Here is a 12,904-nt window from a genome sequence, read left to right on the forward strand (position 1 = left end):
AACCGCCCGGACATGTCCGGGCGGTTTCTTGATGTCTGGGGCAGGGCGTCGGTCAGCTTGCGCTGGCCGCGCCTTTCTTGCTGTCGGCATAGATCAGCAGCGGTTTCGCGTCAGAGGTGACGGCCTCTTCGTTCACGACCACTTCGCTGACATTGTCCATCCCCGGCAGGTCGAACATCGTGTCCAGCAGGATGTCTTCCATGATCGAGCGCAGCCCGCGCGCGCCGGTCTTGCGTTCGATGGCGCGTTTGGCGATGGCGCGCAGCGCTTCATCCGTAAATGTCAGGTCGGTGCCTTCGATGTCGAACAGTTTCTGATACTGCTTGACCAGCGCATTCTTGGGTTCGGTCAGGATCGTGACCAGCGCATCCTCGTCCAGATCGGTCAAGGTTGCGGTCACGGGCAGACGGCCCACGAATTCCGGGATCAGGCCGAATTTCAGCAGGTCTTCGGGTTCCAGCTGTTTCAGGCGCTCGCCCACGGTGGTCTGGCTTTCATCCTTCACATCGGCCCCAAAGCCGATGGCAGACCCTTTGCCGCGCTGCGCGATGATCCGGTCCAGACCCGCAAACGCGCCGCCACAGATGAACAGGATGTTCGTCGTGTCCACTTGCAGGAATTCCTGTTGCGGATGCTTGCGCCCGCCCTGCGGCGGCACAGAGGCGACGGTGCCTTCCATCAGCTTCAAGAGCGCCTGCTGCACGCCCTCGCCCGACACGTCGCGGGTGATGGACGGGTTGTCGGACTTGCGGGTTATCTTGTCGACCTCGTCGATATAGACGATCCCGCGCTGCGCGCGCTCGACATTGTATTCGCTGGCTTGCAACAGCTTGAGGATGATGTTCTCCACATCCTCGCCCACATAGCCCGCTTCGGTCAGCGTGGTGGCGTCGGCCATGGTAAAGGGCACATCCAGAATGCGCGCCAGCGTTTGCGCCAGCAGCGTCTTGCCGCAGCCCGTCGGGCCGATCAGCAGAATGTTCGACTTGGACAGTTCCACCTCGCCGGCTTTGCCGGAATGGTTCAGCCGCTTGTAATGGTTGTGCACGGCCACGGACAGCACGCGCTTGGCCTGTTCCTGCCCGATGACGTAATCGTCCAGCACGTTGCAGATGTCGCGGGGCGTGGGCACGCCATCGGTGGTTTTCAGCCCGCCCGATTTCGTTTCCTCGCGGATGATGTCCATGCACAGTTCGACACATTCATCGCAGATGAACACCGTCGGGCCCGCGATCAGCTTGCGGACCTCGTGCTGGCTTTTGCCGCAGAACGAGCAGTAAAGCGTGTTCTTGCTGTCTGTTTCGGAAGTCGGCATCACTCACCTCTGCGGTCTGGTCTGCGATAGGGATCTTGGGTCGAGCCGTTGACCGGCCTTCTAGCTGGCAAGCCTAGGTCACTCGCACGGCAGGGACAATGCAAAACTGCATTGCCCCCGATGTTTGCGCGCAAGGCCGAGTGCGCCTTGGGCATCAGCCCTCTGCGGCGTCGGCGCGCGAGGTCACGATCTCGTCGATATGGCCCCAGTCCTTGGCTTCTTCCGGGGTCATCCACTTGTCGCGGTCCAGTGCCTGTTGCACGGTTTCATAGCTTTGGCCGGTATGGCGCATGTAAAGCTGGTAGAAGCGTTCGCGCGTCTGTTCGATATGGCGCGACTGGATCAGGATGTCCGCCGCCGTGCCCTGGCTGCCGCCAGAGGGCTGGTGCACCAGGAATTCCGAGTTCGGCAGCGAGAAGCGCATCCCCTTTTGGCCACCCAGTGCGATCACGGACCCCATGGACGCGGCCAGTCCGCAGACAAGCGTGGACACGGGCGGTTTGATATATTGCATCGTGTCATAAATGCTCATCCCCGCGATGACGGATCCGCCCGGGGAGTTGATATACATCGAAATCTCTTTCGAGGGGTTTTCCGCTTCCAGATGCAGAAGCTGCGCCACGATCAGCGACGCCATGCCGTCATGCACCGGGCCGTTCACGAAGATGATGCGTTCCTTCAGCAGGCGCGAGAAAATGTCATACGCGCGCTCGCCCCGGCTGGTCTGTTCCACAACCATCGGGACAAGGTTCATATAGGTTTGGACTGGATCGTTCATTGCGCCTGCTTTCCTCTTGGCCCTGTCAGGGTCGGTGATACCGTCTATTGGTTGATTGAATCTTAGTGCTGCGTCGGGCGGGTCGCAAGGGGCGCTGGCCAAGTTTGACCCGGCGCAACACTGCGCTACCCGGCCGCGTCGAAAATCGCGTCGATCATGGCCTGGTTGCCGCGCGAAAACTCCAGCGGGCAGGCGAAAGGCGCGCCTGTTGCGGCGCTGGCGGCGAAATTCTCCAGCATCAGCGCATATTGGTCGACATTGTTGAAGCGCTGCATGTGCAACACGCCGCCTGACAGCCATTCGACCCGCGCATCGCCATAGACATGGCCATTGAAGGGCGCCGACAGTTCGATCCAGCCGTCTTGGCCGTGAAAGACCATGTGCTGGCGGCGCGTCTGCATCATGCCGCAGTAAAACGACATGGTGAAATCCGGGAAATCGGCCCAGACACGGGCGAAGATATCGACCCCGTTTTGCAGCCGGATATCGGACCGCAGCCGCGTGGGTTCGGCACCCGTGGCCATGCGCGCGGTGATGCACGGGTAGACCCCCACATCGCGCAAACCGCCGCCGCCCTTGGCCGGGTCATGGCGGATATTGCCCAAGTCGCGATTGGTATAGGTGAAGCAGCCCTCGACATGTTCCAGCCGCCCGATCACGCCTTGTGCCAGCAGGTCACGCACAAGGGTCCATTGCGGGTGGTGGGCGACCATGAACGCCTCTGCGATCAGCTTGCCCGTCGCGTCGCGTGCGGCAATCAGGTGGTCGATCTGCTCGGCCCGCAGCGCGATGGGCTTCTCGCATAGCACATGTTTGCCTGCCTGCGCGGCACGGATGGACCAGTCCACGTGCATGTCATTGGGCAAGGGAATATAGACCGCGTCCACATCCGGGTCGGCCAGCAGCGCGTCGTAGCTGTCATGCACCCGCAAACCGGGGGCAAGCGCCTGAAAGGGGCCAGCCTTGGCCGGGTCGCGCGTGGCGAGGGCGACAAGCTCTGCCCCGCGCGCCAGTTGCATGGCCGGTGCCAGATCGGTGCGCGCGATCTTCGCGGCCCCCAGAATTCCCCAACGCATGACATGCCTCCCGCTACGTTGGCGCTACCATAGCGGGGCCAAACGCCTGCGCAAGGGCGGGGCAGACCATTGACGCTTGCGCGCCTGCCGGATAGGGCAAGTCGCAAGACAAAGGATGGCCGCAGATGAACCTGTTTACCGAATTTCACGCCTGTGTTCTGGACAAGCTTGCCGCGCTGACCGCCAAGGGCGCGCTGCCCGAGGGGCTGGATTTCGCCAATGTCACGGTCGAACCCCCACGCGACGCGGCCCATGGCGATCTGGCAACGAATGCCGCGATGGTTCTGGCCAAGCCCGCGGGCCTGAAGCCCCGCGATATTGCCGAAGCCTTGGCCGCTGAATTGGCCACCGATCCGCGCATTGCCAGCGCCGAGGTGGCAGGGCCGGGCTTTCTGAACATGCGGCTGGAAAACGCGGTTTGGGCCGATGTGTTGGGCAATGTGCTGACCCAGGGCGCGGAATTCGGACGCTCTACCATGGGGCAGGGCACCCGTGTGAACGTGGAATTCGTCAGTGCCAACCCGACGGGGCCGATGCATGTCGGCCATACGCGGGGCGCGGTTGTGGGCGACGCGCTGTCGAACCTCTTGGCCTATGCGGGCTATGACGTGACGCGCGAATATTACATCAACGATGGCGGCGCGCAGGTCGATGTGCTGGCACGCTCTGCCTATGAACGTTACCGCGAGGCGCATGGCCTGTCCCCCGAGATTGCCGAGGGGCTTTACCCCGGCGAATATTTGATCGAGGTGGGTGAAGCGCTGAAAGCCGAATTCGGCGACCGCTTTCTTGACAAGCCCGAATCCGACTGGCTGGAGACAATCCGCAATTTCGCGACCGAGCGCATGATGGCCATGATCCGCGAGGATCTGGCCGCGCTGGGCGTGACGATGGATGTCTATTCCTCCGAGAAGGCGCTTTACGGCACCGGAGAGATCGAGCGCGCGATCGACAGTCTGCGCGCCAAGGGGCTGATCTATCGCGGCACGCTGGAGCCGCCCAAGGGCAAGACCCCCGAAGATTGGGAGCCGCGCGAGCAGACGCTCTTCAAATCTACCGCTTATGGCGATGACGTGGACCGCCCGATCATGAAATCGGATGGAAGCTGGACCTATTTCGCCCCCGACATTGCCTATCATTCCAACAAGGTGAACCGGGGCTTCGATCTGCTGATCGACATTTTCGGCGCCGATCATGGCGGCTATGTCAAACGTATGAAAGCGGCGGTTGCGGCACTGTCCGAAGAGCGCGTGCCGCTGGAAATTCGGCTGATCCAGTTGGTGAAGCTTTATAAAAACGGCGAGCCGTTCAAAATGTCGAAACGTGCGGGTACGTTCGTGACCCTGCGCGATGTGGTCGACGAGGTGGGCGCGGATGTCACCCGTTTCGTGATGCTGACGCGCAAGAATGACGCCACGCTGGATTTCGACTTTGACAAGGTGCTGGAACAGTCGCGCGACAACCCGGTCTGGTATGTGCAATATGCCAGCGCCCGCGTGCAATCGGTGTTGCGCAAGGCCGAAGATATGGGCGTAAGCGCCGACACGCCCGCCGATCTGTCCACGTTGACACATGACGCCGAACTGGGCTTGATCCGAAAGCTGGCCGAGTGGCCGCGCCTGGTCGAACTGGCCGCGCGCGTGCACGAGCCGCACCGCGTGGCTGGCTACCTGTCGGAACTGGCTGCCGAATTCCATGCCTTCTGGAACCGGGGCAATGACACGCCCGAGCTGCGCTTCGTGCAAGAGGGCGATCCGGCCACAACGGCGGCCAAAACGGCGCTGGCGCGCGCGACAGGGATTGTCATCGCCAACGGGCTGGCTATCTTGGGCGTGGCCGCGATGAGCGAGATGCGCTGAAAAGGCTGCATTTTTCGCGGGACGAAACCGCCCATGCATGTTATGCTGGGCGGACAAATCGAGAATAAGCGCAAAAACGCGCATAATATGGCAATGTCGAGCAGACGCTTGCCACCATGAATTCAGACGACGGGCAGGGGCACTCCCTTGCCGCGCATGAGGCAGGTATGGGTGACGGCAGATATTTCACTGCGCATGGGGCCTATCCGCAAGGCGGGTATCGGCCTGAAGAGGGCGTTCGGGAACCGGCGCATGCAGCGGGCTACCATGACGGGGCGGCTTGGGCCGCGCCGCAATGGCCCGCGCAGGCGCCCACGCATCCCGACCTGACGGGCGGTTACGCGCATCAGCCCTCGGCCCCGCAGGCACATGGCGGCTGGCCGCAGCCGACGGCCGGGCCGCGCCCCGGCCCGCGTGCAGAGCCGCGCTTGTCGGCGGCCCCGCAAGCTGCACCGACCCAGCCTCAGCCTCAGCCGCACTCTGCCTATGCCAGCGCTGCACAAGCGCCGGGATATGTCGCGCAGCCCTATGGCTACGCCGCCGATGAGGCCGCGACGCAGGTCTATGGTTCCGCTCAGCACTACACCCAAAGCTGTGCCTATGATGCGCAGATGCCGCCCCAGCGCCCCAGCCTGCCGCCCCTGTCCATGGGGGGCATGGCGCGCGGTTTCGGTGCAGTCATGTCGCTTGTGCTGATGGTCGGCGGGGGCGTCTGGACATGGCAGATGATGCAGCGCGATGTCTCTGGCGTGCCAGTTGTCCGCGCGCTCGAAGGTCCGCTGCGCGTGGCCCCCGACGATCCCGGCGGGGTGCAGGCCGCGCATCAGGGCTTGTCGGTGAACGAGCTTGCCGCCGATGGCGAAAGCGGCCTGCCCAATGAGATCGTGCTGGCCCCGCAACCGCTGGATCTGGACAGCGACCTGTCGCGCCCCGCCCAGACACAAATGCCCGTGGCGCAGCCGGAAACCTTGATCGAGGTCGGCCTGCCCGTGCCCGCGGGGGACACCGCATTGGCCGATGCGGCCCCCCTCGGCTTTGTCACGCCGAACCGCTCGGCCGTCACCCGCTCGCCCCGCCCGGTGGGGCGCTCGTCCCAAGTGGCTGGTGCGCCGCAACAACCCGGTTCGGGTGCCGCCGTCCCAAGCGATAGCGCCGCCGATGCCGCCTTGGCCGCCGCCGTGGCCAATTCCGTCGCCGCCGACCTGTCGCGCGGCAGCGGCATCGACGTGGACCCGGCCAGCATCGGCCCCGGCACGCGCCTTGTGCAACTGGGTGCCTATGACAGCGCAGCAGAGGCCCGCGCAGCCTGGGACACGCTGGCGCAACGTTTCAGCCCGCTTCTGGACGACCGGGGCCGCGTGATCGAGGCCGCGCATAGCGGCGGGTCGGTTTTCTACCGGCTGCGCGCGCATGGCTTTACCGATGAACGCGATGCGCGGCGGTTCTGCGCGGCGCTGATCGACCAGCGGCTGGATTGTATCCCCGTGCTGATCCGATGACCGCGCGCGCGGTCATCTTCGGCTGCGAAGGCTTGCGGCTGACGCCCGAGGAGAAGCGCTTTTTCGGACAGGTCCAGCCATGGGGCGCGATCCTGTTCGCCCGCAATATCGACATGCCCGAACAGGTGCGCGCCCTGACCGCCGACTGGCGCGAGGCCGTGGGCCGCGACCTGCCCATCCTGATCGACCAGGAAGGCGGGCGCGTGCAGCGCATGGGGCCGCCGCATTGGCGCGGCTGGCTGCCCGCGCTCGAGCAATGCGCTAGGGCCACGGACCCCGCGCGGGCGATGTATCTGCGCGGACGGTTGATTGCCGATGACCTGCGCGCCGTGGGCGTGGATGTGAACTGTGCCCCCTTGGCCGACATCGCTCGCGCCGAGACCCATGCGATCCTGCGCAACCGCTGCTATGGCGAAACGCGCGCCGATGTGGTCGCCCGCGCCCGCGCCATGGCCGAGGGGCTGATGGCGGGCGGGGTGCTGCCGGTGGTGAAACACATGCCGGGCCACGGGCTTGGGACGCTGGACAGCCATCTGGATTTACCGGTAGTCGACGCCGATGCAGACACGCTTCGCAAGCAGGATTTCGCGGCCTTTCGCGCGCTTTCGGACCTGCCCTTGGCGATGAGCGCGCATATCGTCTTTGCCGCCTTCGATGCGCAGCACCCGGCCACGACATCCCTCATAATGCAACGCCTGATCCGCGAAGAGATCGGCTTTGACGGCGCGTTGATGACGGATGATCTGTCGATGCAGGCGCTCAAGGGCAGCTTGGACCAGCGCGCGACCGCCGCTTTGCAGGCAGGCTGCGATCTGGTCTTGCATTGCAACGGCGTCATGGCCCAGATGCAGCAGGTGGCCCCGGTCTGTCCGGCGCTGGATGGCACGGCGCGCGCCCGCTGCGACCGCGCGCTGGCGCAGCGCCGCTTCGCGGACGGGGCCGATATAGCCGCGCTGGAGCATGAATTTGCCCAGCTATTGCAAGGAAACGTGGCATGAGCCTGGAAGCTTGGGACGAATTGCGCACCGCGTTGCACGTGGCCCGCTCTGGCACCGTCAGCGGAGCCGCGCAGCATCTGGGCGTGCATCATGCCACCGTCATCCGCCATATTGACGCGCTGGAGGACCGGCTGGGCGTGAAACTGTTCCAGCGCCACGCCAAGGGCTACACCCTGACCGAAGCGGGCCGGATGCTGACCGACAGCGCTGCCGAGGCAGAGGCGCGGTTCGACAACCTCGCCTCGCGGCTGAGCATGTTGCAAAGCGGGATCGAAGGCGAGCTATGCGTGACCACGCTGCCGGAACTGTCCGAACTGGTGCTGCCCGTGCTGATGGACCTGCGCGCAAGCCACCCCAAGCTGCTGCCCTGCCTGCGGGTCGAGGTGCGACTTGCCCGGCTGGAATATGGCGAGGCGCATCTGGCCATTCGCGCCGGCAGCCGCCCGCAGGAACCCGACAATGTGGTGCAGCCGCTGGGCAGCTTGCAGACCGCGCTTTATGCCTCCGAAAGCTATGTCGAACAGCATGGCCTACCAGAAACCGATGCCGACCTTGCCCGGCATGACGTCCTGACGGTCGAGCCGGGCCAATCCCGCGCCCCGTTCGACCTTTGGATGGAAGCGCACGCCCCGCGCGTCAGCCTGCACAGCAACGACCGCGCCACACTCAACGCCGCGCTGCGGGCGGGGCAGGGGATAGGTTTTCGGCCCGTGGGTTTCGGCGAGGACGGGCTGGTGCAAGTCATGCCGCCGCGCCCGGAGTGGACGTCGGATCTATGGCTTGTCACCCATGTCGACCTGCACCGCAGCCCGAAGGTGCAAGCCGCCGCCGCCGCGCTGAAAGACCGCTTCGCCGCCGTCACCACGCAAATATCGGGCGATGCGACGAAAACCTGATTTTCCGGTTGCGGCGACCCGCGCGCTTGATTAGACGGGTCGGCGGAGACGTGGCCGAGTGGTCGAAGGCGCTCCCCTGCTAAGGGAGTAGGCGGGAAACCGTCTCGAGGGTTCGAATCCCTTCGTCTCCGCCATTACAGATTGATTTTATTTGATAAAATCGAACCTCTGCCAATCCACCCACGAACTACCCACAGCCTGAAAGGGCCTTGGAATGGCCGAAACCTTCGATCTGGACGACTTCGAGAACCCGCCCCCGCCGCCGCGATATCTGTACAAATACCTCTCCGCAGAGCGTGTCGGCAACGTCTTGGAGGGTGGAACGGTGCGTTTCACGCCTCTTATGAACACGAACGATATCTTTGAGGTACGTTCGACGTTCGAAAAGCTCGCAGGCCCTAAGTTCATTGCGATGCTATCGGAGCAGATGGACAATACAGTATCCGAGGCAAACGTGCGCGATATGATCGCGGAGGAACTAAAGAAATATGGGCTCGGTTTCCTTCCCCCAGACGATGCAATAAAACTTGTCGAGCAACAGACGGGCCAGAACCTTCTTACGACGCTGCGCAATCAGATGCAGTCTTCCGTTGATACTATGCTTGTCCCAACGTTCAACGACCCAAAGAAAATTGAAGATCTACTCGAAAAGTTGGGCCGTGAATTGCTTTGTTTTTCGCTGTCCGAGCGTATGGATGTGGCTCCGATGTGGGCACACTACGCCGACAACAATAGCGGTTTTGTAGTCGCCTTTGACACCGCGCACGAATGGTTGCAGCGTAGAAAGGACGGACAGAAAACCCGCTTGCAAAAGGTGACTTACTTCGACGGTAAGGTTGAAGAACCCTTGGCAGATATTCAAGCCGCTCTCATTTCAAAAACTACGGCATGGGCTTACGAACGCGAGTGGCGGCTATATGTGAAAAAGGATCAGGTCGATAGAATCGTTGGTGATCCCGCCGACCCAATTCATCTAGTGGACTTTCCGCCCGACGCCGTTGACCGCGTGATTTTGGGGCCGAAGACGCGCGAGGAAACTGCTGAGAGAATACGCAATGCTTTGGCCGCAAGGTATCCGAATGCCCGGCTTGTTCGTGCCTTGCCGAACCGTGCGAACCATACCTACGACGAAGTGTCAGAATGAAAAGAAACCCCGGTTGCGACGGTGAACGCAAACCGGGGTCAGTTGCCCTCGGCTCCTAGGGAAGGGTCGTCAGGCAGCGGTATAGGACGCGCGGCAAAGCTGTTGTGCCCGACTACGGTCCTTGCGTATATCTTTGCTTGCCGCGTTTCACAGCACGGATTGCCCCAATAGCAGGGCGTTGGGCGGCGAGGGTTTCGCCGCCCGTCCCGTCAGCGCAGTGCCGCTTCGATATTGCCGCCGTCCACGGTCATCACATGCGCCGTGGTGCGCTCAGAAAGTGCAAGCGCCACGAAGGCATCGGCGACGTGGCGGGCTTCCACCTCTGATTTCAACAGATTGCCGCCCAGATAGGTTGCCACATCGACACCGCGCGCCGCCGCGCGGTCCGCGATCATCTCGGGCGTCAGCAGGCCCGAGCGGATGCGGTCGGCATTGATGCCATTGACCCGGATACCCTCGGCCCCAAGTTCCAGCGCAAGCTGGCGCAGCAGGAAGAAGGTGGCCGCCTTGGGCAGACCATAGGCGGCAAAGCCCTTGCCGGGGTTCACCGCCTGTTTCGAGACGTTGAACAGGATCTGCCCGCCGCGCCCCTGCTTGCGGAATACCGCGATGGCCGCCTGCGAGAAGGCGACATGTGCGAAGAAGTTCAGCTCGAACGCCGCGCGCAAGGTCTGGTCCGGCAGTGTGGCAAGCTCGTGGTTGATCGCGGCGCCTGCGTTATTGACCAACAGGTCCAGCCCGCCGAACCGCGCGACGCAGGCGTCCACCGCCGCTTGGCCCGCGCCGGGTTGCGTGATGTCCAGCGCGATGCCGCCGTGATCCGGCCCAAGCGTGGCCAATGCGCTGTCGAGCGCGTCCTGGCTCAGATCGACCAGAAAGACCGTCGCGCCCTTGGCCTTGAACGCTTGGGCGGTCGCCAGCCCGATGGCCCCGGCACCGCCCGTTATCAGCACGACCCGGCCCCGCAGCGCGGGCGCGGCGCCTTTGCCAAGCTTGGCCTGTTCCAGCGACCAGTATTCCATGTCGAAGAGGTCCGCTTCCTCGATCGGGAAGAAGCCCCCGGCCGCTTCGGCGTCGATCATCACGCGGGTGTTCTGCTCTCCCAGATCGGCTGCGATCCGTGCGGCCTTGGCATCGGTGCCGATGCCCACAAGGCCCAGACCCTCTATCCAGGCTAGGTTCGGCAGGGGCGAGAGCATGATCTTGGCACCCCCGTAGCGCGGGGCCTGGCGGTCGAAATAGGCGGTATAGGCATCTTTGAACGCGGCGACCTTGGCGGCGATGGCATCGGGACCGGCGGCAATATCGGCAGCGGTCAGGTGCAGGGGGCGGCCCTTGATGCGGATCACGTGGTCAGGGGTGGCCACGCCACGGGTGGCAAGCGTGGCAAGGTCGTCGCGCATCAGGAAGCTGCGGATCGCATCATTGTCGCGCGTGTCGAACACCGGCATGGCCGCGCCTTCGGGCAGATGCGCGCCGATTGCGCCGCGCAGCGCCGAGAGGGTCGCGGCGCGCGGCGCGTCGGGCAGGGCGGCGGCGGGCTTTAGCGGTGCGGGGCGGCGGTCAGCGAACCAGTCCGCCACAAGGTTGGTATGCGCGACGATCCTGTCATAGGACGATTTTGCATCGGGTCCCCATGCGAAATGCCCGTGCTTGAGCAGCAACAGCCCTTCTGCATCCGGGTTGGCGTCAAACGCGGCGGCGGCGCGCTTGGCCAGCTCGAATCCCGGCATGACATAGGGCACCAGCGTCAGCTTGTCGCCGAACAGCTCTCGGGTGACGGCATCGACCTCTGGCAGGTCGGCAAGTGCCAGCATGGCCGTGGCATGGGTGTGGTCGACATAGGTATGGGGCAGGTAGGCGTGCAGCAGCGTCTCGACCGAGGGGTTGGGCGCGGTCGAGTCCAGCAGGTTCGAGCGCTGCACATTGACCATGTCCTCGTCGGACAGCGCATCCAGGCTGCGCAACCGCATCAGCGGGGCCATGCGGACCGCGGGCATCCCGCGCGCTTCCATCGTTTCCAGATCCCAGCCCGACCCCTTGATGTGCAGCACCTCGACCTCGTCGCCGTAAACGTCGCGCGCGGTCAGCTTGACAGAGGTGTTGCCGCCGCCATGCTGCACAAGGTCGGCATCCGCTCCGATCAGACGCGAGCTATAGACCCGCAGCGCCAATTCGCGCGCGCCCGCATCATCCCCGGCGGCATCCTGAAAGCGCCGCGCATCTGCGTCTCGCCATCTGTTCACGATCATCTTAAACTCCCTTGCAGCGTGACGCCCGGCATGGCCCCACTTGATTTGTCGGGATACTTATACAAAAGTCATGTAGGGTTGTCATAAATAAAATATTGGAAGCGGGATGGCAGGGACAAAACGTCGCTCGAAAGGCCGGATCAGCGGCGAGAACGTCGTGATCGAGGTGTCGTGGCTTTATTATCAGGAAGGGCTTAACCAGAAGGACATCGCCGACAAGCTGGCGATTTCGCGCGCGACGGTGGTGAATTACCTGCAAGAGGCGCGCGAGAAGGGCATGGTCAACATTTCCCTGACCGCACCCGCCTTCACCACCCATCGCGCGGCGGTCGAACTGGTCGAGAAATTCGGCCTGACCTCTGCCTATATCATGCCCGATGAAGATGCGGACATGGAAGAGATGTTCACCCGTGTCGTGCGTGGGGCGGCGTCGTGGTTGCCTGAATTGCTGGTGCCGGGCGACCGTATCGGGGTGGCCTGGGGAAAAACCATGTATGACATGGCCGAGGCGATGGAGCGCCAGCGCATCGACGATCTGGCGGTGCTTCAGCTGATCGGGTCGATGGCCACGCCCTATGGTTTCACCGCAGAGGCCTGCTCGACCCGGCTGGGCCAAAAGCTGGGGGCAGAGATCCTGAACCTTCATGCCCCCGCGATCCTGTCGAATGCCAAGCTGGCGGATGAATTGCGCCAAGAGCCGATCATCCACCGTCAGCTTGACCGCCTTGGAAGCTGCAACAAATTCGTGTTTTCCGTCGGCACGGTCGAGCGCGACAGCCATATCGTCGGCTCTGGCCTTGCCACGCAGGACGACCTTGCGTGGTATCTGGAACAGGGCGCGCGCGGCGTGATCTGCGGCCGCTTCGTCGATGCCGAGGGCCATGCCATTCACGGCCCGCTTGACGACCGCATGATCGGCATTCCGCTGGAACATCTGGTCGGGCTGGAAATGGGCATTCTGGTCACGCCGGGGCCGGACAAGATCGACGCGTCGCTGGCCGCGATCCGGGGCGGCTATGTCACCCATATGGTCACAAGCCTGTCGGTGGCTGACGCGCTGCTGGCGGCGGGATAAGGGCACATGGCC

General features: G+C 63.5%; 10 protein-coding genes and 1 tRNA gene. 7 read left to right on the forward strand and 4 right to left on the reverse strand.

Features of this window, described 5'->3' with window-relative positions; all coding sequences use genetic code 11:
• Positions 1-52: 52 nt before the first annotated feature.
• From clpX to J1C52_RS10340, 3 genes are all read right to left on the reverse strand, one after another.
• Complete coding sequence (gene clpX / locus J1C52_RS10330; RefSeq protein ID WP_227427862.1) at positions 53-1,315, reverse strand: ATP-dependent Clp protease ATP-binding subunit ClpX; 1,263 nt, start codon at positions 1,313-1,315, stop codon at positions 53-55.
• 154 nt (positions 1,316-1,469) lie between these two features.
• A complete protein-coding gene (locus J1C52_RS10335) occupies positions 1,470-2,093 on the reverse strand; it encodes an ATP-dependent Clp protease proteolytic subunit (protein ID WP_227427863.1) in 624 nt (207 codons plus the stop codon).
• A gap of 125 nt (positions 2,094-2,218) precedes the next feature.
• A complete protein-coding gene (locus J1C52_RS10340; RefSeq protein WP_227427864.1) occupies positions 2,219-3,169 on the reverse strand; it encodes a Gfo/Idh/MocA family protein in 951 nt (316 codons plus the stop codon).
• A gap of 125 nt (positions 3,170-3,294) precedes the next feature.
• Here J1C52_RS10340 and argS point away from each other — a divergent pair, with 125 nt between their 5' ends.
• The 6 genes from argS to J1C52_RS10370 all read left to right on the forward strand — a co-directional run bounded on the left by argS (position 3,295) and on the right by J1C52_RS10370 (position 9,565).
• Entirely contained in the window at positions 3,295-5,028 is a 1,734-nt protein-coding gene (gene argS / locus J1C52_RS10345; RefSeq protein ID WP_227427865.1) for an arginine--tRNA ligase, read from the forward strand.
• 167 nt (positions 5,029-5,195) lie between these two features.
• On the forward strand, positions 5,196-6,527 hold the full coding sequence (locus tag J1C52_RS10350; protein WP_227427866.1) for an SPOR domain-containing protein: 1,332 nt from the start codon (positions 5,196-5,198) through the stop codon (positions 6,525-6,527).
• Positions 6,524-7,525 carry a beta-N-acetylhexosaminidase gene (gene nagZ, locus J1C52_RS10355; protein ID WP_227427867.1) on the forward strand — a complete coding sequence of 334 codons (1,002 nt, stop codon included), beginning with the start codon at positions 6,524-6,526 and terminating at the stop codon, positions 7,523-7,525. Before J1C52_RS10350 ends, nagZ begins: the two co-directional genes overlap by 4 nt.
• Positions 7,522-8,421, forward strand: a complete 900-nt coding sequence (locus J1C52_RS10360) for a LysR family transcriptional regulator (protein ID WP_370633258.1) — start codon at positions 7,522-7,524, stop codon at positions 8,419-8,421. Before nagZ ends, J1C52_RS10360 begins: the two co-directional genes overlap by 4 nt.
• A gap of 44 nt (positions 8,422-8,465) precedes the next feature.
• A tRNA-Ser gene (locus tag J1C52_RS10365) sits at positions 8,466-8,555 on the forward strand.
• 80 nt (positions 8,556-8,635) lie between these two features.
• Positions 8,636-9,565 carry a DUF2971 domain-containing protein gene (locus J1C52_RS10370; RefSeq protein WP_227427868.1) on the forward strand — a complete coding sequence of 310 codons (930 nt, stop codon included), beginning with the start codon at positions 8,636-8,638 and terminating at the stop codon, positions 9,563-9,565.
• 209 nt (positions 9,566-9,774) lie between these two features.
• Here J1C52_RS10370 and J1C52_RS10375 read toward each other — a convergent pair whose 3' ends face one another.
• Positions 9,775-11,817 (reverse strand): bifunctional aldolase/short-chain dehydrogenase, encoded by a 2,043-nt coding sequence (locus tag J1C52_RS10375; protein WP_227427869.1) that lies wholly within the window; start codon positions 11,815-11,817, stop codon positions 9,775-9,777.
• 106 nt (positions 11,818-11,923) lie between these two features.
• On the opposite strand from J1C52_RS10375, the gene J1C52_RS10380 reads away from it, so the two are divergent.
• Positions 11,924-12,892, forward strand: coding sequence for a sugar-binding transcriptional regulator (locus tag J1C52_RS10380; RefSeq protein ID WP_227427870.1), 969 nt, complete (start codon positions 11,924-11,926; stop codon positions 12,890-12,892).
• Positions 12,893-12,904 lie beyond the last annotated feature (12 nt).

It is taken from the genome of Roseibaca sp. Y0-43 (assembly GCF_020667835.1).
Classification (GTDB): domain Bacteria; phylum Pseudomonadota; class Alphaproteobacteria; order Rhodobacterales; family Rhodobacteraceae; genus Roseinatronobacter.